This window comes from Rugamonas rubra (assembly GCF_900114705.1).
GTDB classification, from domain to species: Bacteria; Pseudomonadota; Gammaproteobacteria; order Burkholderiales; family Burkholderiaceae_D; genus Rugamonas; species Rugamonas rubra.
This window is the reverse complement of sequence record NZ_FOTW01000008.1, coordinates 158,103-180,699: the sequence shown is the minus strand read 5'-3', so window position 1 is coordinate 180,699 and position 22,597 is coordinate 158,103. Positions and strand designations below refer to the sequence as shown.

Genomic DNA, 22,597 nt, shown 5'->3' with positions numbered 1-22,597 from the left:
GCCCAGCCTTTAGAGCCTCCTTACCACAGTCAGTCGCCGCGCACCGCCCCCTCGCGCCGCGGGTCGGCGCCGCCGAACCAGTGTTCGCCGGCGGCCGTCCGGCGCCGCATGATGCCCTGCAGGCCGGAGTTCTGCTCCGTCTCGCGCACCTCGTGGCCGCGGGCGCGCAGCGCGGCGACGACCTCGGGGGCGACGCGGCCGGCCTCCAGCTCGGTCGGGCCGTTGCGGCTGCCCAGGTTGGGCAGGCTGATCGCCTGCTGCACGTCGAGGCCCCAGTCCAGCGTCCCCACCAGCACCTTGGCGACGTAGTTGATGATCGCCGAGCCGCCCGGCGAGCCGGTGGCCAGCAGCAGCTTGCGCGTGCCCTTGTCGAACACCAGCGTGGGCGACATGGCGCTGCGCGGCCGCTTGCCGGCCTGGACCCGGTTGGCGACGGGGCCGTCGGCGTCGGCCGACTCGAAGGAGAAGTCGGTCAGCTGGTTGTTAAGCAGGAAACCGTCGACCATCTGGCGCGAGCCGAAGGCGTCCTCCACCGAGGTGGTCATCGAGACGGCGCCGCCGAAGCCGTCGACCGCCACCAGGTGCGAGGTGGACGGCCGCGCCGTCTCGCTGTCGGCGCCCCAGGCCACCGTCATGCCGGGCGGCGTGCCGTGCTTGGCGCGGCCCATCGAGCGCTCGCCGATCAGCGCGGCGCGCTGCGCCAGGTAGCCCTTGTCGAGCAGGGCGTCGACGCCGCGCCCCGGCAGCGGCACGAAGTCGGTGTCGGCGACGTAGCGGTTGCGGTCGGCGTAGGCCAGCCGGCCGGCCTCGCTGAACAGGTGGATCGCCTCGGCGCCGTAGCTGCCGTTTTGCGGCGGGTAGGCGGCCAGGTTCTTGTTCTCCAACATGCCCAGCATCTGCGCGATGGCGATGCCGCCCGACGACGGCGGCGGCATGCCGCACACGGTCCAGGCCTTGTAGTCGCTGCAGATCGGCGCGCGTACCTTGGCCTGGTAGCCGGCGATGTCGGCCAGGCTCAGCTTGCCGGGATTGCGGGCATGGCCGGCCACCTTGGCGACGATGTCGCGGGCGATCCGGCCGGTGTAGAAGGCATCGGCGCCGCCCTTGGCGATCTCGTGCAGGGTCTGCGCCAGCGCCGGGTTCTTCAGCACGTGGCCGACCGGCCAGGGCCGCTTGTCGGCGTCGAAGAAGTAGGCGGCGGCGACCGGGTCGCGCACCAGGTACTTGTCCCACGACAGCAGCGCGTTCAGGCGCGGGCTGACGGCGAAGCCGCCCTCGGCCAGCTTGATGGCCGGGCCGAACAGCGCGGCCCACGGCAGCTTGCCGTGCTGGCGGTGGGCCAGCTCGAGCATGCGCAGCACGCCGGGCGCGCCGACCGAGCGGCCGCCGATGACGCCGGTCTCGCGCGAGACGGGCTTGCCGTCGGCGTCCTGGAACAGGTGCTCGTCGGCGCTGGCCGGCGCCGTCTCGCGGCCGTCGAAGGCCTGGATCTGTTTGGCGTCGGCGTACATCAGGAAGGCGCCGCCGCCGATGCCGGACGACTGCGGCTCGACCAGGGTCAGCACCAGCTGGGTGGCGATGGCCGCGTCGACCGCGCTGCCGCCGCGCTTGAGCATTTGGTAGCCGGCGTCGGCCGCCAGCGGATTGGCCGCCGCCACCATGTACTTCTGCGCCGACCAGCCAGCCTTGGCGGCGTAGCCGGTGGCGATTTCGGGGGCGCGCTGCGGCGCCTCCTGGGCCAGCGCCGGGCTGGTGAATGCGGCGGCGCCGGCCAGCAAGGTGGCGCCCAGCAGCGCGGCGGACAGCGCGCGGTTCTTCAGATGTGGCATGCAGCCTCTCATAAAAATGGGCCTTCACGGCCTATCGGAACGCCGGCAAAACCGGCGGCACAGATCGAGGGTCAGACCCTAGGGTCTGCCCCTGAGGCCGCGCCGGCTGAATTCACCAGCATCCCTGGCTCCGTGAAGCACCCAAAAGAAAAACGCGCGACCTGGGCCGCGCGCCGATGACTCTGGCATCCTACACCAAAAACCGTTTACACCTTACTTGGGTTGCATGCGGATAGCGCCGTCCAGACGGATGGATTCGCCGTTCAGCATGACGTTCTCGATGATGGCGCGGGCCAGCTGGGCGTACTCGGACGGCTTGCCCAGGCGCGGCGGGAACGGCACCATCTTGCCCAGCGCGTCCTGCACCTCGCTCGGCATGCCCAGCAACATCGGGGTTTCGAAGATGCCCGGGGCGATGGTCATCACGCGGATGCCGCTGCGCGACAGGTCGCGCGCCATCGGCAGGGTCAGGCCGACCACGGCCGCCTTCGAGGCGGCGTAGGCGGCCTGGCCGATCTGGCCGTCGTAGGCCGCCACCGAGGCGGTGTTGATGATGATGCCGCGCTCGCCGTGCTCGGCCGCTTCGGTCTTGCCCATCGCGTCGGCCGCCAGGCGGCACATGTTGAAGGTGCCCACCAGGTTGATGTTGACGGTGCGCTGGAACACGTCGAGCGGGTGCGGGCCGTCCTTGCCGACGGTCTTGACGGCCGGCGCCACGCCGGCGCAGTTGACCAGGCCGCGCAGGGTGCCCTGCGCCACGGCTGCGGCGACCACGGCCAAGCCGTCCGCCTCGGAGGTGACGTCGCACTTGACGAACACGCCCTTCAGTTCCGCCGCCAGCTTCTCGCCGGCCTCGACCTGCACGTCGGCCAACACGACCTTGCCGCCGGCCTCGACGATCATGCGCGCGGTGGCCGCGCCCAGGCCCGAGGCGCCGCCGGTGATGATGAATACATTGTTCTGAATCTGCATGTCTGTCCTCAATTCGAAAATAGATGGAAGGGTTCGGCCTCTGCACGGACCTTGGCCGATCGAAATGTCGCGCGCGACGCTTACATATAACGTTTACGTAAACGTCAAGTCGACGGCAATTGTAGCGAATTTCCGCGCGCGGCAGCAAAAAAGTTCTTCGTGGGGGACGGGGGAGCGCTCAAAACCATAGCCCAAGGCTCGGACTTCCCACCTTGGTGCCGTGCGTACGGGGCAGGAGTCCCTCGTCACCCCAGGACGGGTTCCCGCTTGTTGGCAGACCGCTTCGAAGGGCGTACCGCCCGCGTCGTCGAAGCATCCTGCTGGCTCATGCCGATACGTACATAGCGACGCATCAGGTCGTTCTTGCTGGTGCGGCTATCGAACGCTTCGACGCGCAGCTTCTCGTCCAACTTAGGGTCCATGTGGACAGTACGCAGCACCAACGCAGGGCCGCCGCGAGCGCCCTCCACCTTGAACAAATTGGGTTGCAACTTCACAGCCTTGATTCCCGCCACCAGGTACGTCCGAAACAAGTCCGCCTTGCTGACCTGCTTGGCGAGTGCCTCCTCACGCAACTGGTCGTCTATGTCAGGGTCGACGTAGACGGTGCGCAGAACCAGATTTTCGGTGGACATAATGAGCTCCGCAGTAGATACAAAACATATATACGTATACATATCTCTCGACCGCATGTCAAGCGGAGGGAGAGTCCCCTACCGATAGGCCCGCAAGATGCGGTCGGACATGCCGCCCAAGACCATCAAGCTGGCAAATCCAGGCCCCACCCGCTTCGATAGCATGGGGGCATGCAGCAGGGGCAGCTTCCAGTGTGGCGCCACATATTGGAGTTCGTCGCCTAATGATGCTTCAAGGTCTTGGTCCCGCGCTCCGGCGGGCCACTGCGGGAGCAGAGGCTTGAACCAACGCGAGTCGAATCCGGTGGCGTCAATGAGAATATACGGTTGAATCACAATTTGCGTGGCGTTGCCTTGCGTCACCGTCACAGACAGCTGCTCCTGGCCGTTCACGGCCTTGACCACGATGGAGTCGACTTTGCCGTCCCTGATGGCGAGGTTTTCTGCTGCGGACACCTTGTCGATCACCGTGGCCCAGACCACCCCGCGATTGAGACGATTGAAAAATTCGTCCTGACTGGCCGAAGACAAAGTCTTCCACGTGTCCTCCTCGCTAAAAAGCTTGTTCTCGAACAGACTGTCCACCCTGGTGTGCAAAACCGCGCGGGTAGCCACGACCTGAACGGCATGGCTCATGCAGCCATTCGACAACAGCCAGGCCAACGTTGCTGCGGCCGTGCCACCACCACCGATGATGAGGATGTCGGTATCGAACTGGCCGAAGGTCGGAGAACCCATGGTGGGGATGAGCGCCGCCACCTCACTGAGCCGACGCCAGAAGTCTTCACCGTTGAAGATGCGTGAACATGTTGCCGGCCGCCCCGCATCGTCCAGCACCTGCAAGGGCTTGGCAGGGCCCGGCCCAGTCATCACCACGCCATCAAAAAGGTCCGCATGCGTTTGGCGGGTTCCTGCCGCGTCCTCGTACTCGACGCTCCACTGGCCTCCCGATTGTTGGACTTGAGTGACCTTGCCAAAAACTGGGTTGTTACCCGCCCGCTTCAACGCCCACCGCAAATAGTGCGCGAACATCTTATGTTTGGGAGGTTTGCGCCCGGCGTCGACCCAAGCGCTGTAGGCCTGCGCGCGGCTTACCAAGAATTGCTGCCACGAGTAGTTCAGCATACCTGCGTCCGCCGTCCGGCCGTACAAAGACTTGTAGGGAAACCCAAGGTCGCGCTCCGCCAGAGTACACAGCCGTTGCTCCCCATCCGAATAGCCGTCGCCACCTTCCCAGGCGGCACCGATGGATTTCTTTTCGAAGATGACAACTTCCGTATCTTGCAGCTTGAGCGCCTTCAATACTTTGGTCTTGACCGCCAAGGCGACGGCTTTCGGACCTCCGCCGACAACTGCAACGCGCTTGCGAACTAAGACCTGTTTAGCCATTCTTGTTTTCCCCGTCATGTCTGTTGGCAAGGGGCGCTTTCCACGACACCGGTGCGTTACCACCTCGCTTCACCTCGACTAGGCACCACACCGCCGTTGCATACGCTTCATTCCACCGGGCTACCGGGCCGACGCTTACCAAGGACATCTGGCTGGCGCAGAGACTCAGAGGCACTGCAACCAGATGCCGTTGCGCTGGCACAGCTTGCCGTTCGGCGCGACGGTGGTGTTGCCGACGCCGTTGCCCTGCCAGGCGCCGCCGGCGTCGTAGCAGCCGCCGGCGCCGCAGTTGCCCAGCGGCTGGGGCGGACTCGGCGCGCGCAGCGGCGCGGACGGCGGCAACGGCGGCATCGCCACGCGCGGCGGCGCGGCGGGCGACGGCATCGGCTCGACGATCTGCGGCACCGGCCGGCGCGGCATGGGGCGCTGCGGCGGCGCGGTGCGGCAGGGTTGCCGCGCCAAGTGCTTGCCGTCCGCGCTCAAGGTGCAGAACGGCAGGCTGGCGTAGGCCTGCCCCTCCAATGGTCGCTGAGGCGCGGCGGTCGACGCGGGCGGCGGCGGCGTGCTCGGCGCGGTCACGGCCACGGCCGGAGCTGGAACTGGAGCCGGATCGGCGCCCTGCCCCGCCGCAGCCCAGGCATAGCCGCAAGCCAGCAAGCCGAGCACGGCGGCCAAAATCAACGCGGTTTTTTGGTAACTCATGGCGACACCTCGCTGTGCGCATCGTGTCATTCATTATCGGCCGGCCCGGCGCGCGTTACCAGCAATGGAAACAATTGTTCACGTTTGTGGCCGCGCCAAGGAAAAATGTCCAGCCGAAGCTCAGGCTGGACATTCAATTGGGCACTTGCTTGCCCATTCGGCGCGGCTGGCCCGGCGCCGCCGACCCTGCTACTTGGCAGGCTCGGCGGGCTGCGGCGCGGCGGACGCCGACGCCGACGCCGACGCCAACTCCACCGGCAAGGCCGGCGCCATGCTGGCCGGCGCCGGCGCGTGCAACGCCACCGGCGCGGCCGGCGCCGACACGGCCAGCCAGCCGGTGGCCGGCAGCAGCGGCACCAGCAGCAGCGCGACGATGTTGATGATCTTGATCAGCGGGTTGACGGCCGGGCCGGCGGTGTCCTTGTACGGGTCGCCGACGGTGTCGCCGGTGACGGCGGCCTTGTGCGCGTCCGAGCCCTTGCCGCCGAAGTTGCCGTCCTCGATGTACTTCTTGGCGTTGTCCCAGGCGCCGCCGCCGGTGGTCATCGAAATGGCCACGAACAGGCCGGTGACGATGGTCCCCATCAGCATGCCGCCCAGCGCGGCCGGGCCGAGCAGCATGCCGACCACGATCGGCACCACCACCGGCAGCAGCGAGGGCAGGATCATCTCGCGGATCGCCGAGGCGGTCAGCATGTCGACCGCCTTGTCGTACTCCGGCTTGCCGCTGCCGTCCATGATGCCCTTGATGTCGCGGAACTGGCGGCGCACCTCGACCACCACGGCGCCGGCGGCGCGGCCCACCGCCTCCATCGCCATGGCGCCGAACAGGTAGGGAATCAGCCCGCCGATGAACAGGCCGACGATCACCATCGGGTTCGACAGGTCGAAGCTGACGCTTTTGCCGACCGATTCGAGGGCGTGGGTGTAGTCGGCGAACAGCACCAGCGCGGCCAGGCCGGCCGAGCCGATGGCGTAGCCCTTGGTGACGGCCTTGGTGGTGTTGCCGACGGCGTCGAGCGGGTCGGTGATGGCGCGCACCGACTCGGGCATGCCGGACATTTCGGCGATGCCGCCGGCGTTGTCGGTGATCGGGCCGTAGGCGTCGAGCGCGACGACGATGCCGGCCATCGACAGCATCGAGGTGGCGGCGATGGCGATGCCGTACAACTGGCCCAGCTGGTAGGCCACCAGGATGGCGGCGCACACCGCCAGCACCGGATAGGCGGTCGACTTCATCGACACGCCCAGGCCGGCGATGATGTTGGTGCCGTGGCCGGTGGTCGAGGCCTCGGCGATGTGGCGCACCGGATGGAAGTCGGTGCCGGTGTAATACTCGGTGATGTAGACCATCAGCCCGGTCAGCACGATGCCGACCACGGTGCAGCCCATCATGCTGGTGCGCATGGCCTGCTCCGGCCAAATCTGCCAGGTGACCACGGCGAAGCCGACCAGCGACAGGCCGGCGGCCCACCATAGCCCGGTGTACAGCGCCGACATGATCTTCTTGCCCGGCGTGTGCTTGACCATCGAGCAGCCGACGATCGAGGCGAGGATGGAGACGGCGCCCAGCAGCAGCGGGTAGATGATGGCCGAGGTGGGCGCGCTGGCGATCATCAAGGCGCCCAGCAGCATGGTGGCGATCAGGGTCACCACATAGGTTTCGAACAGGTCGGCGGCCATGCCGGCGCAGTCGCCGACGTTGTCGCCGACGTTGTCGGCGATCACCGCCGGGTTGCGCGGGTCGTCCTCTGGGATGCCGGCCTCGACCTTGCCCACCAGGTCGGCGCCGACGTCGGCACCCTTGGTGAAGATGCCGCCGCCGAGGCGGGCGAAGATGGAGATCAGCGAGGCGCCGAAGGCCAGGCCGATCAGTGGTTTGATGACGTCGTGCGGGCTGAGCGGCACGCCGCCGGCGCCCTGCTGGGCCACCAGCATCATGTAGAACAGCACCACGCCGAGCAGGCCCAGGCCGACCACCAGCATGCCGGTGATGGCGCCGCCCTTGAAGGCGACGTCGAGCGCCTCGTTGATGCCCTTGGTGGCGGCCTGCGCGGTGCGCACGTTGGCGCGCACCGAGACGTTCATGCCGATGAAGCCGCAGGCGCCCGACAGCACGGCGCCGATCAGGAAGCCGAGCGCGGTCTGCATGCCGAGCAGGGCGAAGATCAGCACCAACAGCACCACGCCGACGATGGCGATGGTGCGGTACTGGCGCGCCAAATAGGCCGCCGCGCCCTGCTGGATGGCCAGGGCGATTTCCTGCATGCGCGCGTTGCCGGCGTCCTGTTTCAGGATCCAGCTGCGCGACCATAATCCATACACCACGGCGATCAGGCCGCACGCTACCGCAAACCAAAGACTAGCTGCCATATTGTCCCCTTCTTGTTATTGATCAAGCATACAAACCACACTCAGATAACCGCCAACGCGCCGGGTAGGCGCGCGCAGCCAACCAACCTGCGAACTGCAACACTTTGATACTCCGCCCGCGCGGGCGCGGACGTGGAACGAAAACGGGACGGCAACGAGCATGGGGCGCGCGGCGCGCGGCGCGAAAAGCGGGCGCAAAAAAAGCGGACGCTCGGTCCGCTCTACTGTAACGCTTATTCGGCCAGCGCGGCAAACGCGGCGTCGCGAATTTCTTCCACCGGACCGACGCCGGCGATGCGACGGTACTTCGGCGCGCCGGCTTGTCCCGACTGGGCCCAGTTGTTGTAGTAACCGAGCAGCACCTTGGTTTGGTTGTGGTAGACGTCCAGACGCTTCTTGACGGTCTCCGCCTTGTCGTCGTCGCGCTGCACCAGGTCTTCACCGGTGATGTCGTCCTTGCCTTCGACCTTGGGCGGGTTGAACTTGACGTGGTAGACGCGGCCCGAGGCCGGGTGCGAACGGCGGCCGTCCATGCGCTCGATGATCGATGCGTCGGGCACGTCGATCTCCAGCACGTAGTCGACGTTGATGCCGTTGTCCTTCATCGCGTCGGCCTGCGCGATGGTGCGCGGGAAACCGTCGAACAAATAGCCGTTGGCGCAGTCGGCTTCGGTCAGGCGGTCCTTGACCAGACCGATCATGATGTCGTCCGACACCAGTCCACCTGCGTCCATCACCTTCTTGGCGGCCATGCCCATCTCCGTGCCGGCCTTGATCGCGGCGCGCAGCATGTCGCCGGTCGAGATCTGCGGGATGTTGTATTTTTCTTTGATGAAATTAGCCTGGGTGCCCTTGCCTGCACCGGGTGCTCCTAAAAGAATAAGACGCATGAAAAATTCCTAAAAAACGATGTTTGGATGGTTGGTATTGGAAACAGTAGAAGTGCTGCGAATCTGACTATCTTGGTACGAAACTTACCACAGAACTCCCGCGCCACGCCAGTTTATGAGCAAAATGACATGGCTTATCGTCGGCCGGCGTGGGGAAAGTGATGTTCTATGTGAATATCGTGATGCGATTTCAGTTATATCGTTTATTCCTTACTGGCAGCTGAATCGTAGTGCCGCCGCACGCGCGCCAGATCCTCCGGCGTGTCGACGCCGGCGGCCGGCGCCGCCTCGGTGACATGGACGGCGATGGCGTGGCCGTGCCACAGCACGCGCAGCTGCTCGAGCGCCTCGATGGACTCCAGCGGCGACGCCTCCAGCTGCGGATAGGCCTGCAGGAAGTCGTTGCGGTAGGCGTACAGGCCGATGTGGCGCAGCGGCACGTAGCCGGCCGGCAGCGCTTCCTTGCTTTGGGCGAAGCCGTCGCGGTGCCACGGTATGGTCGCGCGCGAGAAGTACAGCGCCCTGCCCGCCTTGTCCAACACCACCTTGACCACGTTGGGGTTGAAGGCGTCGGCGGCGTCGTGCAGCGGATGGGCGCAGGTGGCCATCGGCACGCTGGCGGAGATGCAGTCGGCCGCCGCGCGCAGCAGCGCCGGGTCGATCAGCGGCTCGTCGCCCTGCAGGTTGACCACCACGGCGTCGGCCGCCAGGCCCAGCGCGTGCGCCACCTCGGCGATGCGGTCGGTGCCGGACGGGTGGTCGGCGCGGGTCATGCACACCTCCACGCCGTGCAGCTCGCAGGCGGCGCGGATCTCGGCGTGGTCGGTGGCGACGATGATGCGGGCGGCGCCCGCCTCGCGCGCGCGCTCGGCCACGCGCACCACCATCGGCTTGCCGCCCAGGTCGGCCAGCGGCTTGTTGGGCAGGCGGGTCGAGGCCAGGCGGGCCGGAATGATGACGACGAAGGACACCTTATTCCACCGCGTCCTGCAGGGTGCGCGCCTCGTCGGCCCACATGATGGGGATGCCATCGCGGATCGGGTAGGCCAGGCGGTCGCCGCGGCAAATCATTTCCTGGGCTTTTTTATCGTACTCCAGGGGGCCCTTGCAAACAGGGCAGACCAGAATATCAAGCAGGCGAGCATCCACGGCATTTCTCCACAATTTGTTCGGCCAGCGCCGCGTCGATGCGCGCTGTCACCGGGACGACCCACAGTCTCGGGTCGTCTTTGAGATCTTCAATTCGCGCACATTTTACTGCATCCTTCTCGGTCATCAAGATCATATCGGCCTGCAGGGCGCCGAACGGCTGGTCGAGGAAATCGTGATGGTCGGGCAGCGGCAGCTCCTCGAAGCGCAAACCGGCGGCGCGCAGCATGGCGAAAAAACGCTGCGGATTGCCGATGCCGGCCGCCGCCACGATGCGCAGGGCGGGCTGGGCAGACGGACCGGGCTGGCTCGATTGGCCGGTCGGGTCGGAGTCGCCGGACTGGTTCGCCGGGCCGAGCCGCTCGGGCCGGGCCAGCGCGCTGAGCGGGCGCCGCTGGCTGCGGTCGCGCAGCTGCTCGGCCATCTCGCCGACCAACTGCATCTGCACCGCGCGGCCCTCGGCGGCGCCGGTGGCGGCGACCAGCGCCGGCGTCAGCTCCGGCGCGTTGATGACGGTGAAGTCGCGCCAGCGCGACGGCGGCTCGCGCAGCGGCCCGGCCGGCAGCAGCCAGCCGTTGCCGGCGCCACGGCCGTCGAACAGGATGATCTCGACATCGCGTTGCAGCGCGTAGTGTTGCAGGCCGTCGTCGGTGAGCAGGATGTCGACGCCGGGATGGGCCGCCAGCAGCGCGCGGCCGGTGGCGGCGCGGTCGCGCCCCACCATCACCGGGCAGCCGGTGCGCTGGAAGATCAGCAGCGGCTCGTCGCCGACCTGCTGCGGCGTCGAGCCGGCGTCCACCGCGCGCGGCGTGGCGGCGGCGCTGCCGTGGCCGCGCGAGACCACGCCCGGCCGCATGCCGGCCGCTTGCAGCGCCTGCACCAGCCAGATCGTCAGCGGCGTCTTGCCCGTGCCGCCGATGAAGATGTTACCGACCACCACCACCGGCACCGGCAGCCGCGACGAGGCCAGCAGGCCGGCGCGGTACAGCCGCGCGCGCAGCGCGCTCAGGGCGCGGAACAGTAGCGAGACGGGCCACAGCGCGCAGGCCAGCGGGCCACGGCGCAACCAGGCGCGCGTCAGCGTGGTTTCCAATGCGGCAGTGCGAGTCGGTCGGGTGGAAGGCATGGATAAAGAGGTAATGTGAAAAAAGGGGCATGATTGAGCGTTACCCCGTACCCCGGATGCCGGGGTCAGACCCCATGCGGGGTCTGACCCCTTTCGGCCGCATTGCGGGGTGGGTCGTCGCTCAGCAAGCTGCCTGGGGTAGCGGCCTTACTTGGCGCCGCCGGTCTGCGCGGCGAAGGTCAGCTTGTCGTAGCCGGCCATGCGCGCCGCCTCCATCACGTTGATGACCATCTGGTGCATCGCGAACTGGTCGGCGTTGATGATCACCACCGGGCTCTTGTCGCCCGGCTTGGCGCCGGCCTTGGCGGCCTCCTGCATGGCGGCGGCCAGGCCGGCCACGTCGTGGAAGGACACCGGTTCCTTGTTGATGGTGTAGTTGCCCTTGGCGTCGACGGTGATGTTCAACTCGTTGGGCCGCTCGACCGCCTTGGCCGCGTCGGCCGTCGGCAGGGTGATCTGCAGCTCGGTGAACTTGCTGTAGGTGGTGGTGACCATCAGGAAGATCAGGATCACCAGCAGCACGTCGATGAAGGGGATCAGATTGATCTCGGGATGCTCGCGGCCCTGCCCTTTGCGGAAGTTCATGCCCATCGCGTTCTACTTTCGCTTGCAGTGGACGATGTCGACGAACTTCACCGCCTGCTGCTCCATCTCGATGATGAAGCTGTCGACCAGGGCGCGGAAGTGGCGGTAGAACACCAGCGCCGGCATGGCGATGGCCAGGCCGAAGCCGGTGTTGTACAGCGCCACCGAGATGCCGTGCGCCAGTTGGGCCGGATTGGCGCCGCTGGCGTTTTGCGAGCCGAAGATCTCGATCATGCCGACCACCGTGCCGAACAAGCCCATCAAGGGCGCCAGCGTGGCGATGGTGCCCAGCGTGGTCAGGAAGCGTTCCAGCATGTGGGCCACGCCGCTGCCGGCCTCCTCGATCGACTCCTTCATCACCTCGCGCGGCGAATCGATATTGCGCAGTGCGGCCGACAGCACCACGCCCAGCGGCGAATTCTTCTCCAGCTTGTCGATGATGTCGGGGGTGATGTTGCCGCTGCGGTAGACCTGCACCACCTCGTCGAGCAGCTTGCGTGGCAGGATTTTGCGGCGGCGCAGATACAACAGGCGCTCGATGATCAACGCGGTGGCAACGATGGAAGCGATCAACAACAGCCAGATAGGCCAACCTGCAGCTTGAAGAATGGCGAGCAAAACGAACTCCTGTGTGGATAAACCGGCCGGGATCGAATCCGCCGGCTAGGGCTGGCGACAAGGGCGCAACCCAAAGGCGCAATGTAACTTGTTGGGCCGCGCTCGGCAAGTGGCGATTCGGCCGGCGCAGGGTGGCGGCGCCGGCCATTGCTGCGGGTTTTGCACATGTTCTGTGGATAAGATTGTGCGCAAGCCAATTGACAGTCGGGAAGACCGTTGATTTCAAAGGAGAATTCAGGTGTGCGCAAAAACGCAGCAAAAATCCGATCGTCGTTTGCGCGGCATCAAACAATCCACAGAATGCTGAGCTTGTGGAGTTCTGCACATTTTCTGTGGACAAAATTGTGCGCAATGCCATCAATGCCTAGCTAAGCCATTGATTTATATAGACATAGTCAAGCAGCCTAAAATAGTCGCAGCGCCGCTCCGGGCAGCCGACCATGCTGGCCGAATATACTCAGCAAAAGTTGTGCCTACTTCTGCACATATTCTGTTGATAAGATTGTGTGCAACGGTGGACATCAACAGCTAAGTCATTGATAAATATTAATATTATACCCGTGCGCAAAAATAGGGCAATCGCCCTTCCTGGGTGGAAGATATCCACCGGACCGGCTGTTTGGAGCCGGCCGCAGCGACTAAGGACACCAAAAGTGGCAAAACTCTCAGTTCTGCACACAAACTGTGGATAAGATTGTTAGCAAGGCCCGTGGCTAAGTATCAAGTGCTTGATTTGTATGGGTATTTTTACCATGCGTAAAAAAAACGCATGGTAAAACCTGCGCCGACTCGGTCGCGCCCGCGCCAGCGGGCCGCCACGCCAGACCACGGTTCTGCACATTAAATGTGGATAAGATTGTTAGCAATCATTCTCACCAACCTCCAAGTCTTTGTTTTTAAAGAATATTTAAGCAATGCATAAAAATATGGCAGATCGGCAATATTTGTCGACTTCTGCACCGGAGCGGCCGTTTCCACCACCCAAATACGGCAGGTAATCGATTTAGTCTCGCTATCGGCGGCAACACTACACTTCTGCACATTTTGTGTGGATAAGATTGTGCGCAAGCTAGGTGATGGCCCGTGAAGTCTTTGATTTATATAAGATTTATTGCCTTGAGTAAAAACAAGGCAGCCAGCTTCCGCAGTGGAAAACGCGCGCGTTCGCCCTCCGCCAGTTATTTGGCGCCATTCGCCGCGTGGGGACAAGTCGCGAGTTCTGCACATCTTCTGTGGATAAAATTGTGCGCAAGACGGCAGATAAGAGACTAAGTCATTGATTTGTAATAATATACTTTCCCTGCATAAATTTTGCGCAGTGGCAAACAAGCAATACGAAAAAGACTATCGCTCACACAAAGTTCCACACATCTTCTGTGGATAACTTTGTGCGTAACTGCCGGTGGCAAACCCAAAGTGCTTGATCCGTAAGGCTTTTTTGCCTCTGCATGCAAATGCGGCAAAAATATTTACCCTTAATAATCAAATGTTTACAATATAACCTTGCCGTTTTAGTTGATATATGACATAAGCATGACCGCCACCAATTTTTGTGGATAGCTTATTTTTTCGACATCATGAACCACAGCGACGACACCGATTTCAGCCCTCCTCCACCGCCCGTGATGACCGTCACGGCGCTCAACCAGGCCGTTGCCCGCCTGCTGGAACGCTCCTTTCCGCTCAGCTGGATCGCCGGCGAGGTGTCCAACTTCACCCGCGCCAGCTCGGGCCACTGGTACTTCACGCTGAAGGACGACGCGGCCCAGGTGCGCGCCGTGATGTTCCGTGGCCGCGCCCAGCACGCCGGCTTCATCCCGCGCGAGGGCGACAAGGTCGAGGTGCGCGCCTTGGTGACGCTGTACGGCGCCCGTGGCGACTACCAGATCAATGTGGAGGCGATCCGCCGCGCCGGCGTCGGTGCGCTGTTCGAGGCCTTCCAGCGGCTCAAGGAGCGGCTCGGCGCGGCCGGTCTGTTCGACCAGGACCGCAAGCGCGCCCTGCCGATGTTCGCCCGCACCATCGGCATCGTCACCAGCCCGCAGGCGGCGGCGCTGCGCGACGTGCTCACCGCGCTGAAACGCCGCGCGCCGCACATCCACATCGTGCTGTATCCCACGCCGGTGCAGGGCCAGCAAGCGCCCGAATTGATCGCCCGCGCCATCGACACCGCCTCCGAGCGCGCCGAGTGCGACGTGCTGATCGTTTGCCGTGGCGGCGGCAGCATCGAGGACCTGTGGTCGTTCAACGACGAGGCGGTGGCCTACGCCGTCGCCAACTGCAGCATGCCGGTGATTTCCGGCGTCGGCCACGAGACCGACTTCACCATCAGCGACTTCGCCGCCGACCTGCGCGCGGCGACGCCGACCGCCGCCGCCGAGCTGGCCGCCACGCCGCGCGCCGACTGGCTCGCCTCGCTGCGCGCCGACGCCACCGACCTGCGCCGCGCCATGCGCCGCGCGGTGGGCGAGGCGGCGCAGACCTTGGACAACCACACGCGCCGCCTGCTCAGCCCCGCCGCGCAGATCCGCCAGCAGCGCTTGAAGCTGCTGGCCTTGTCAACGGCGATGACGCACGCCAACCGTGCGCCGCTGGCGCAGGCGCGCGGTGCTTTGGATCGATTGAGCGGTAGATTGGCGGCGCAGCGGCCGGACGTGCGCGCGGCGCGCCAGCAGCTGGCCGGATTACAGCATCGCGGCGCGCTGTGCATGGGGAGTTTGCTGGGGCAGCGGCGCGACGCGCTGGGCGCGCTGGCGGCGCAGCTGGAGCTGCTCAATCCGCAGCGCACGCTGGAGCGCGGCTACGCCATCGTCACCGACGCCAAGGGCGCCGTACTACGCTCGCCGGCCCAGCTCAAGCCGCGCCAATCGCTCACCGTGCGCCTGGCCGAGGGCAGCGCGCAGATCGACGTGGCGGCGGTGCAGCCCACGCTGGACTGATTTGTCGAGAAAAAGCAGAGAGTATTTGGATCGCGCCGCTAAGATATCCAATATCCTCTCTGCATTTTGCTACAACAGGTCAGCAATAAGGCATTGACGTTGGCAGGGAGCCGTCGCCGAAACCTTCCCAAAAGAGGTGTCAGCATGACAACAACCTCGCTCCCTGCAGCCATGCCCGACGATTACGCCGACTGGCTCAGGCAACTCAAAACCGACATCAGTAGCGCCCGGCAACGGGCCGTACTGGCCGTCAACGCCGAACTGGTCCGGCTTTACGGCCGTATTGGACATGACATCCTGCAAAGGCAACAAAGCCAAGCCTGGGGTTCGAAGGTTATCGACCGACTGGCGCGCGATCTCAAAGATGAATTTCCTGATATGCGGGGTTGGTCGTCAAGTAATCTGAAATATATGCGCTTTTTTGCGCAGCATTGCCCGGCTGGACAATTCGGTCAGCAGCCTGCTGACCAATTGCCGTGGTTCCATATCGTCACGTTGCTGACCAAGCTGCGCAGCGTCAACGAGCGAGAATGGTATGCGTCGCAGGCCGTACAGCACGGCTGGTCGCGCACGACACTGGAATTGAACATCAAGAACCATTTGCGGCAACGTCAGGGGGCTGCGGTAAGCAATTTCATGATCAGCTTGCCGAACGCTGCCTCCGCCCTGGCACAGGAAGCCCTGAAAGACCCCTATCTGTTCGATTTTATCGGTTTGGGCAATGATGCGCAGGAACGCGAGATCGAAGATGGACTAATCCGTCATATCACCCGCTTCCTACTGGAACTTGGCGCCGGCTTTTCCTTCGTCGGGCGGCAATTCCGGCTTGACGTGGCCGGCGACGAATTCTTCATCGACCTGCTGTTTTATCACACGCGCCTGAAATGCTACGTGGTCGTTGACCTGAAAGCCGGCGCCTTCAAACCCGAACACGCTGGCCAACTTAATTTCTATCTTTCCACGGTCGATGCCCAGATCAAAGCCGAGGATGACAAGCCAACCATCGGCTTGTTACTGTGCAAGCAGAAAAACCGGCTGGTGGCGGAATATGCGCTGTCCGGCATCGACAAACCGATAGGCATCGCCGAGTACCAATTGCTACGCGATTTACCGGAATCGCTGGAGCGCAGCCTGCCAAGTATCGCCGAGATCGAGGCGGAACTGGCAGGCAACACGGATTGATCCTGTAGCTACTCCGCCGACAGCATGGCCGACATGCCGATCAGCGCCGGATAGTCGTCGGTGATGACGAAGGTGGCGATCTGCGCCAGATAGTCGGAGAAGCGCCCCTTCTGCTCGAAGCGGGCGCGGAAGCCCGAGCGGGCGAAAAAATCGCCCATGCGCGGCACGATGCCGCCGCCGATGTAAATGCCGCCCTTGGCGCCCAGGGTCAGCGCGACGTTGCCGGCGACGGTGCCGAGCATTTCGCAAAACGCCTCCAGCGTCTCGACGCACAGCGGGCAGTTGCCGCGCAGGCCGCGCTCGACGATCTCCGGCGCGCTTAAATTCTCCGCCTCGACGCGGCCGCGTTCGGCCAGCGCGCGGAACACCAGCCCCAGGCCGATGCCCGACACCAGCCGCTCGCTCGACACGTGCTCGTGGAAGCGGCGGGCGTAGCGCAGGATGTCGATCTCGCGCTCGCTCATCGGCGCGAAGGTGCTGTGGCCGCCCTCGCTGTCGAGGGCGATCCAGCGCGCGCCGGCCGGCACCAGGCCGGACACGCCCAACCCGGTGCCCGCCCCCACCAGCCCGACCACGCCGCCGGCGCGCGCCGTGCCGCCGCCGATCTGCCGCATGTGGCCGGCGTCCAGGTGCGGCAAGGCGCTGGCCAGCGCGGTGAAGTCGTTCACCACCACCAGCGATTTCAAACTGAATTGCGAACACACCGCCTCGATCGAGAACGACCAGTGGTGGTTGGTCATGCGCACCCAGTCGCCGTCGATCGGGTTGGCGATGGCGATGCCGGCCAGGCGCGCCTGGTAGCCGCCGGCGGCCACCGTGGCCGGCTGCGCCAGGTAGTGCACCAGCGCCGCGCCCAGGGTCGGGTAGGCGGCGCAGTCGGCCGTCCAGATCGCCTCTATCCGCTTGGGCGCCGTCTCCACGCCGAAGCGGGCGTTGGTGCCGCCGATGTCGGCCAGCAGGCGCGGGCCGTTGATGAAACCGGGGAAGCTGTCGCGTTGCATGGTTGTCCTTGAGGTTCCGTGGTGCGGGCGCGGCGGGCGGTCCCACTGACCGCCGCGCCCGGCGATCAGAACTTCATCGACACGCGCGCACCGAACGTACGGGGCTGATTATAGAACGCGCCGTAGATTTGCTGGGTCGGCTGGCAAGGCATGCCGGTGTCGGTGCACAGCTCCGTCACGTCCAGCTTGACCGCCTTGTCGGTGGCGTTCTGCACGAACAGCTCGGCGGTGTAGGCCTTGTTGCTCGGCTGGTAGCGCACACTCAGGTCGAGCGTGGTGTAGGCGTCCTGCCGCTTCACGCCGGCGTGGCCCGGCACGTCGCCGTTGAAGGCGCCGCTGCCGATGAAGGAATCGCCCTCGTAGTGCACCGCCGCGCGCGGGGTCAGCTGGCCGCCGCCGAGCGCGAAGTCGTGCTCGTACTGGATGGTGGTGGCGAACTTGGGCGCGTGCTTCATGGTGGCGCCGCCGACGTTGACCAGCGGCGCGGTCGAGCCGCAGGACTGGCCGTTGGCGCGCGCCGCGTCGACGTCGCAGGACAGGAAATCGTCGTACACCGCCTTCAGGTAGGTGGCGTTGCCGGTCAGGCGGTCGATGCGGGTCGGACGCCAGGTCCATTCCGCCTCGATCCCCTTGACCGTGGCGCCGGCCGCGTTGAAGTTGGCCAGCACGCTGTTGACCACCTGCGATTCGAGCTTGTCCTTGTACTTCATCCAGAAGGCGTCCAGGTTCAAGGTCAGCTCGCGGTTGAACAGGTCGGACTTGAAGCCGATCTCGTAGCTGGTCAGTTTTTCCGGCTTGGTGGTGGCGCCGCCGTCGCCGATGGCCGGCGAGTGGAAGCCGGTGGTGACGGAGCCGAACAGCAGGATCTGCGGCGCCAGCTTGTACTCGACGCGGCCGAGCCAGGTCGACTGGCTGTATTTCAGGTCGGCCGAGTTGTCGCCCGGGGTGTTGCCGCAGCCGGCCGCCGTCACCGCGCCGCCGGGGCCGATGTTGTGGCTGTTGATCAGGCCCGAGCCGGGCGTGACCAGCTGGCGGATCTGGTCGGCCGTCAGCACCGTGGTGCCCAGCGGGACGTTGGCCGGCCAGTTCGGGCAGGCCCAGTTTTGGCCGCCGATGTCGAACTTGTGGTCCTTGGTGTAGCGCGCGCCGGCGGTCAGCTTGATCTGCTCGGTCACCTGCTGGCTGATCTGGGCGAAGGCGGCGTTCGATTTCAACTGGCGGTTGCCCTGCTTGAACGACATCGCCGAGGCGTACTGGCCGACGGTCGGCTGGACGAAGATCACCGAGCCGTTGGCGACGTCCTGCGCCACCGTGGCCTGCGAGATCTGGCTGCGGTCGATGTCGAAGCGCACCTTGTTCTTCTCGCCGAAGACGAACAGGCCGCCGACCCACTGGAACGGCGCGTCGTTGTCGGAACGCGCCTGCAGCTCGTGCGAGTAGCTGTCGAACTTGGCCCACTCGGTGCGGTTCTCCGATTTGAAGCCGGGGAAGACGCCGGCGTCGGCGTCGTTGGCGTTGGTGCGCTGGTAGCGGCTCCAGCTGCCCAGGTAGGTCAGGTCGAGCGACTCGGTCGGCTTGTAGTTGAGGCGGCCCTTGTAGGTCATGATGGACTGGTCGAGCATGCCCGGCGTGTCGATCAGCGCCGAGCGCAGCTCCTGGCCGGCCTTCGGCTCGGCCGCCAGGTAGACGTTGCCGGCGCCCTGGTCGTGGAAGTAGTCGGCGATGAAGGTGCCGCGCAGCTCGGGCGTGATCTTCCACAGCAGCGAGGCGCGCACGCCCATCTGGTCGTTGGCGCCGTACTTCTTCGAACCGGGCAGCACGTTGGAGCCCTGGCGGAAGGCCACGGTGCCGTCCTGGCTGTCCTTGATGGCGGCGATGCGCAGGCCCAGCGTGTCGCTCAGCGGGATGTTGACCATCGCCTGCGTCTGCAGGTGGTGGCGGTCGCCGACGGTCATGCCGGCGGTGCCGAAGAACTTGTCGGTGCTGGGCGCGCCGGACACCAGGTTGACCGCGCCGGCGGTCGAGTTGCGGCCGTTCAGCGTGCCCTGCGGGCCGCGCGCCACCTCGACGTGGCTCAAGTCGTACATCAGCGCGGTGGCGCCCTGCGGCCGCGGCGAGTAGATGCCGTCGACGTAGAAGGCCACCGCCGGATCGCCCAGCTCGGTGTGGTTGGCCGAGCCGACGCCGCGCATGTAGACGTGCACGCCGCCGGAGTCGCCGTGCTGCTCGACCACCAGGCTGGGCACCATCGCCGTCAGCGAGGCCAGATCCTTGACCTGGTTGTTGGCCAGCGTGTCCTGGCTGTAGGCGGTGATCGCCAGCGGCGTCTCCTGCACGAAGGTGTTGCGGCGCGTCGCCGTGACGACGATGCGGTCGACGCTGTCGGCGGCGGCCGGCGCGGCGGCGGCGGGAGCTGCGGTCGGAGCGGCGGCGCCGGTGGCGGCCTGCTGGGCGAAGGCGCTGCCGCCGGCCATCAGCGCGATGGCCAGCGCCATCCGGGTTTTTTTCAGGTGGTTCATTTGTCTATCCTCTATTTCCGTTAATTAAATGATGTCACATAGCTCTTTGGCTACTGCTGCACATGCATTGCTGTGCTCAAGTTGAGTTCATGGCGGGCCCCCGTTTAGCTTTCTGCATTTTCGTGTTCAATGTGCGGCCAGGGCGCGGCCGGCCGGGTCGAATAGGAAGGCCTTGTTCTGCTGCGGCACGAAGCCGATGCGCTGCTCCGGCCGCAGTTGTGTGGCCTGGTCGCCGTGCAGCTTGATGGCCACCGTGTGCGCGCCGCCGTCTAGCGTGGCGTGGACGATCTGCGCGTCGCCCAGCTGCTCGATCAGGCTGATGCGCGCCGGGCAGCCCTGCTCCGGCGCGACGATGCTCAGGTGCTCGGGGCGGATGCCCAGGGTCAGCTTGCCCAGGTCGCCGGCGTGCGGCAGGGCGAAGCGGCCGGCCACCTCCAGGCAGGGCAGGAAGTTCATGCGCAGCGCGCCGATGAAGCCGGCGACGAAGCGGCTGGCCGGCTGTTGGTACAGCTCCAGCGGGGCGCCGACCTGCTCCATGTGGCCGCCGTTGAAGACGGCGACGCGGTCGCCCAGGGTCATCGCCTCGACCTGGTCGTGGGTCACGTAGACCATCGTGGTGCCCAGCTCCTGGTGCAGCTTGGCCAGCTCGATGCGGGTCTGCACGCGCAGCGAGGCGTCCAGGTTGGAGAGCGGCTCGTCGAACAGGAACACCTTGGGCTGGCGCACGATGGCGCGGCCGATCGCCACGCGCTGCCGCTCGCCGCCGGACAAGGCCTTCGGCTTGTGGTCCAGGTGGTGGCTGATCTGCAGGATCTCGGCGACCTTGTTGACCGCCTCGCGCACCTGCGCCTCCGGCACCTTGGCCATCTTCAGCGCGAAGCCCATGTTGTCGCGCACCGACATGTGCGGATACAGCGCGTAGCTCTGGAACACCATGGCGATGCCGCGCTCGGCCGGCGGCACCTCGTTGGCCAGCGTGTCGCCGATCAGCATCTGGCCGGCGCTGATGTCCTCCAGCCCGGCGATCATGCGCAGCAGCGTCGACTTGCCGCAGCCGGAAGGGCCGACGAAGACCATGAACTCGCCGTTGGCGATCTCCAGGTCCAGCCCTTTGACCACCTCCGGGCCGTCGCCGTAGGATTTGCGGATGCCGCGTAAAGAGATGCTGGCCATGCTTACTCCCCCGCGCCGCTGGCGCCGACCGCGCCGACGGCTTTGCCGGCGTGGTGGTATTGGCCGGCGCGCTGCCGGGCGATGAAGCTGCGATACCACAGCGCGCTGTCCTTCAGCGTGCGCTGCTGGGTCGCGTAGTCGACGTAGACCAGGCCGAAGCGCTTGGCGTAGCCGGAGTTCCACTCGAAGTTGTCGAGCAGGCTCCAGTAGAAGTAGCCGCGCACGTCGACGCCCTGCTCCATCGCCGTGGCGATCGCCTGCAGGTGGCTGCGCACGTAGTCGATGCGGCGGGCGTCGTCGACCCGGCCGCCGGCCAGCTGGTCCGCCTCGGCCATGCCGTTTTCGGTGATGTAGACCGGCGGCAGCTGGTACTCGCGGTGCAGCGCCTGCAGCAACTCGCTCATGCCCTGCGGGTAGATCTCCCAGCCCATGTCGGTCAGGCCCAGCTTGGCCTCGGGCAGGCGCGGCGGCGTCTCGGTGCTGACGAAGGCGCGGAAGTAGTAGTTCACGCCGAGGAAGTCGAGCGGCTGCTGGATATCCTTGAAATCGTTTTCAAAGATGGACAAACGAGTCGTGTCGATGGCTTTCAGTGCCAACTCCGGGTAGCGGCCCTTGAAGATCGGGTCCATGAACCACTGCACCGAGCGGGCGTATTCGAGGTCGGCGGCGGCCTTGTCGGCGGCCGAGTCGGTGGCCGGGGTGGCGGTCCACTGGTTCAGCACGATGCCCAGCTTGGCCGGCGCTTTGACGGCGCGCATCGCCTGCATGGCCAGGCCGTGCGACAGCAGCAGGTGGTGCGACACTTGCAGCGCGGCGACCGGGTCTGCCACGCCGGGGGCGAACTGGCCGTTACCGTATCCGAGGTTGGCGCTGCACCAGGGCTCGTTGTGGGTGGCGATGGTGGCGACGCGGGCGCCGAAGCGGCGCGCCACCTCGGCGGCGTAGGCGGCGAAGTGGTGGGCGGTGTCGCGGTTGAGCCAACCGCCCATGTCCTGCAGGCCCTGCGGCAGGTCCCAGTGGTACAGGGTCAGGTGGGCGGTGATGTTCTTCTCGCGCAGCTTGTCGAGCAGGCGCGAATAGAAGTCGAAGCCCTTCTCGTTCCAGGCGCCGTGGCCGTCCGGCTGCACGCGCGACCAGCTGACCGAGAAGCGGTAGGCGTTGACGTTGAGCGAGGCGATCAGCTCGACGTCCTCGGCGTAGCGGTGGTAGTGGTCGCAGGCGACGTCGCCGTTGCTGCCGTCGATGACCTTGCCGGGGGTGTGGCTGAAGGTGTCCCAGATCGAGGGGCCTTTGCCGTCCTCGGCGGCGGCGCCCTCGATCTGGAAGGCGCTGGTGGCCACGCCCCAGGTGAAGGAGGCGGGGAAATCAAGCTTGTCGGTGTGGTTTGGCATGGTCGTTGAGTCGAAAAAAGTCGGGTTAGAAGTCGTTGAAACTAGCGGGTCGGCGGGGCGATGGGACGCACTATCCCCAGGGTCAGACCCTAGCGCCAAGGCGGGGAGTCTGACCCTATATTTT

18 protein-coding genes are annotated in these 22,597 nt (G+C 65.4%); 2 read left to right on the top strand and 16 right to left on the bottom strand.

The window, feature by feature from the left end:
- Positions 1-29 precede the first annotated feature (29 nt).
- The 12 genes from ggt to BM252_RS08625 all read right to left on the bottom strand — a co-directional run bounded on the left by ggt (position 30) and on the right by BM252_RS08625 (position 12,268).
- Complete coding sequence (gene ggt, locus BM252_RS08680) at positions 30-1,829, bottom strand: gamma-glutamyltransferase (protein WP_093386327.1); 1,800 nt, start codon at positions 1,827-1,829, stop codon at positions 30-32.
- A gap of 213 nt (positions 1,830-2,042) precedes the next feature.
- The gene (locus tag BM252_RS08675) at positions 2,043-2,801 is read right to left on the bottom strand and encodes an SDR family NAD(P)-dependent oxidoreductase (protein WP_093386325.1); all 759 of its coding nucleotides are present in this window, start codon (positions 2,799-2,801) and stop codon (positions 2,043-2,045) included.
- 245 nt (positions 2,802-3,046) lie between these two features.
- The gene (locus BM252_RS08670) at positions 3,047-3,436 is read right to left on the bottom strand and encodes a hypothetical protein (RefSeq protein WP_093386322.1); all 390 of its coding nucleotides are present in this window, start codon (positions 3,434-3,436) and stop codon (positions 3,047-3,049) included.
- A 78-nt stretch (positions 3,437-3,514) separates the two neighbouring features.
- Positions 3,515-4,825: a SidA/IucD/PvdA family monooxygenase gene (locus BM252_RS08665; RefSeq protein WP_174900462.1), complete on the bottom strand. Its 1,311-nt coding sequence runs from the start codon at positions 4,823-4,825 to the stop codon at positions 3,515-3,517.
- Positions 4,826-4,990: 165 nt separating this feature from the next.
- The gene (locus BM252_RS08660) at positions 4,991-5,527 is read right to left on the bottom strand and encodes a hypothetical protein (protein ID WP_245774161.1); all 537 of its coding nucleotides are present in this window, start codon (positions 5,525-5,527) and stop codon (positions 4,991-4,993) included.
- Between the two features lie 189 nt (positions 5,528-5,716).
- Positions 5,717-7,900: a sodium-translocating pyrophosphatase gene (locus BM252_RS08655; RefSeq protein ID WP_093386314.1), complete on the bottom strand. Its 2,184-nt coding sequence runs from the start codon at positions 7,898-7,900 to the stop codon at positions 5,717-5,719.
- Between the two features lie 233 nt (positions 7,901-8,133).
- Positions 8,134-8,790, bottom strand: coding sequence for an adenylate kinase (gene adk / locus BM252_RS08650; RefSeq protein WP_093386312.1), 657 nt, complete (start codon positions 8,788-8,790; stop codon positions 8,134-8,136).
- Positions 8,791-8,993: 203 nt separating this feature from the next.
- The gene (gene kdsB, locus BM252_RS08645; protein WP_093386309.1) at positions 8,994-9,761 is read right to left on the bottom strand and encodes a 3-deoxy-manno-octulosonate cytidylyltransferase; all 768 of its coding nucleotides are present in this window, start codon (positions 9,759-9,761) and stop codon (positions 8,994-8,996) included.
- 1 nt (position 9,762) lies between these two features.
- The gene (locus BM252_RS08640; RefSeq protein WP_082219489.1) at positions 9,763-9,939 is read right to left on the bottom strand and encodes a Trm112 family protein; all 177 of its coding nucleotides are present in this window, start codon (positions 9,937-9,939) and stop codon (positions 9,763-9,765) included.
- Positions 9,920-11,065 carry a tetraacyldisaccharide 4'-kinase gene (gene lpxK, locus BM252_RS08635; RefSeq protein WP_093386307.1) on the bottom strand — a complete coding sequence of 382 codons (1,146 nt, stop codon included), beginning with the start codon at positions 11,063-11,065 and terminating at the stop codon, positions 9,920-9,922. Before lpxK ends, BM252_RS08640 begins: the two co-directional genes overlap by 20 nt.
- A 147-nt stretch (positions 11,066-11,212) precedes the next feature.
- A complete protein-coding gene (locus tag BM252_RS08630; RefSeq protein ID WP_093386646.1) occupies positions 11,213-11,650 on the bottom strand; it encodes an ExbD/TolR family protein in 438 nt (145 codons plus the stop codon).
- Between the two features lie 12 nt (positions 11,651-11,662).
- On the bottom strand, positions 11,663-12,268 hold the full coding sequence (locus BM252_RS08625) for a MotA/TolQ/ExbB proton channel family protein (RefSeq protein ID WP_093386304.1): 606 nt from the start codon (positions 12,266-12,268) through the stop codon (positions 11,663-11,665).
- Between the two features lie 1,577 nt (positions 12,269-13,845).
- Between BM252_RS08625 and xseA the strand changes: the two genes are divergently transcribed.
- Together xseA and BM252_RS08615 are read left to right on the top strand one after the other, a co-directional pair.
- Positions 13,846-15,207, top strand: a complete 1,362-nt coding sequence (gene xseA, locus BM252_RS08620) for an exodeoxyribonuclease VII large subunit (protein ID WP_093386302.1) — start codon at positions 13,846-13,848, stop codon at positions 15,205-15,207.
- A 144-nt stretch (positions 15,208-15,351) separates the two neighbouring features.
- Complete coding sequence (locus tag BM252_RS08615) at positions 15,352-16,389, top strand: PDDEXK nuclease domain-containing protein (protein ID WP_093386299.1); 1,038 nt, start codon at positions 15,352-15,354, stop codon at positions 16,387-16,389.
- An 8-nt stretch (positions 16,390-16,397) separates the two neighbouring features.
- On the opposite strand, the gene BM252_RS08610 is transcribed toward BM252_RS08615, so the two are convergent.
- The 4 genes from BM252_RS08610 to BM252_RS08595 form a co-directional block, all read right to left on the bottom strand.
- Positions 16,398-17,390 (bottom strand): glucokinase, encoded by a 993-nt coding sequence (locus BM252_RS08610; RefSeq protein ID WP_093386297.1) that lies wholly within the window; start codon positions 17,388-17,390, stop codon positions 16,398-16,400.
- A gap of 65 nt (positions 17,391-17,455) precedes the next feature.
- Positions 17,456-19,909 carry a TonB-dependent receptor gene (locus BM252_RS08605; protein WP_093386294.1) on the bottom strand — a complete coding sequence of 818 codons (2,454 nt, stop codon included), beginning with the start codon at positions 19,907-19,909 and terminating at the stop codon, positions 17,456-17,458.
- Positions 19,910-20,035: 126 nt separating this feature from the next.
- Positions 20,036-21,082 (bottom strand): ABC transporter ATP-binding protein, encoded by a 1,047-nt coding sequence (locus tag BM252_RS08600; protein ID WP_093386292.1) that lies wholly within the window; start codon positions 21,080-21,082, stop codon positions 20,036-20,038.
- Between the two features lie 2 nt (positions 21,083-21,084).
- Positions 21,085-22,473, bottom strand: coding sequence for a GH1 family beta-glucosidase (locus BM252_RS08595; protein WP_093386289.1), 1,389 nt, complete (start codon positions 22,471-22,473; stop codon positions 21,085-21,087).
- Positions 22,474-22,597 lie beyond the last annotated feature (124 nt).

Bases quoted from the DNA above. Each gene is read 5' to 3' on its own strand.
- ggt (WP_093386327.1), bottom strand. From the start codon at position 1,829: ATGCCACATCTGAAGAACCGCGCGCTGTCCGCCGCGCTGCTGGGCGCC.
- BM252_RS08675 (WP_093386325.1), bottom strand. From the start codon at position 2,801: ATGCAGATTCAGAACAATGTATTCATCATCACCGGCGGCGCCTCGGGC.
- BM252_RS08670 (WP_093386322.1), bottom strand. From the start codon at position 3,436: ATGTCCACCGAAAATCTGGTTCTGCGCACCGTCTACGTCGACCCTGAC.
- BM252_RS08665 (WP_174900462.1), bottom strand. From the start codon at position 4,825: ATGGCTAAACAGGTCTTAGTTCGCAAGCGCGTTGCAGTTGTCGGCGGA.
- BM252_RS08660 (WP_245774161.1), bottom strand. From the start codon at position 5,527: ATGAGTTACCAAAAAACCGCGTTGATTTTGGCCGCCGTGCTCGGCTTG.
- BM252_RS08655 (WP_093386314.1), bottom strand. From the start codon at position 7,900: ATGGCAGCTAGTCTTTGGTTTGCGGTAGCGTGCGGCCTGATCGCCGTG.
- adk (WP_093386312.1), bottom strand. From the start codon at position 8,790: ATGCGTCTTATTCTTTTAGGAGCACCCGGTGCAGGCAAGGGCACCCAG.
- lpxK (WP_093386307.1), bottom strand. From the start codon at position 11,065: ATGCCTTCCACCCGACCGACTCGCACTGCCGCATTGGAAACCACGCTG.
- BM252_RS08630 (WP_093386646.1), bottom strand. From the start codon at position 11,650: ATGAACTTCCGCAAAGGGCAGGGCCGCGAGCATCCCGAGATCAATCTG.
- xseA (WP_093386302.1), top strand. From the start codon at position 13,846: ATGAACCACAGCGACGACACCGATTTCAGCCCTCCTCCACCGCCCGTG.
- BM252_RS08615 (WP_093386299.1), top strand. From the start codon at position 15,352: ATGACAACAACCTCGCTCCCTGCAGCCATGCCCGACGATTACGCCGAC.
- BM252_RS08610 (WP_093386297.1), bottom strand. From the start codon at position 17,390: ATGCAACGCGACAGCTTCCCCGGTTTCATCAACGGCCCGCGCCTGCTG.
- BM252_RS08605 (WP_093386294.1), bottom strand. From the start codon at position 19,909: ATGAACCACCTGAAAAAAACCCGGATGGCGCTGGCCATCGCGCTGATG.
- BM252_RS08600 (WP_093386292.1), bottom strand. From the start codon at position 21,082: ATGGCCAGCATCTCTTTACGCGGCATCCGCAAATCCTACGGCGACGGC.
- BM252_RS08595 (WP_093386289.1), bottom strand. From the start codon at position 22,473: ATGCCAAACCACACCGACAAGCTTGATTTCCCCGCCTCCTTCACCTGG.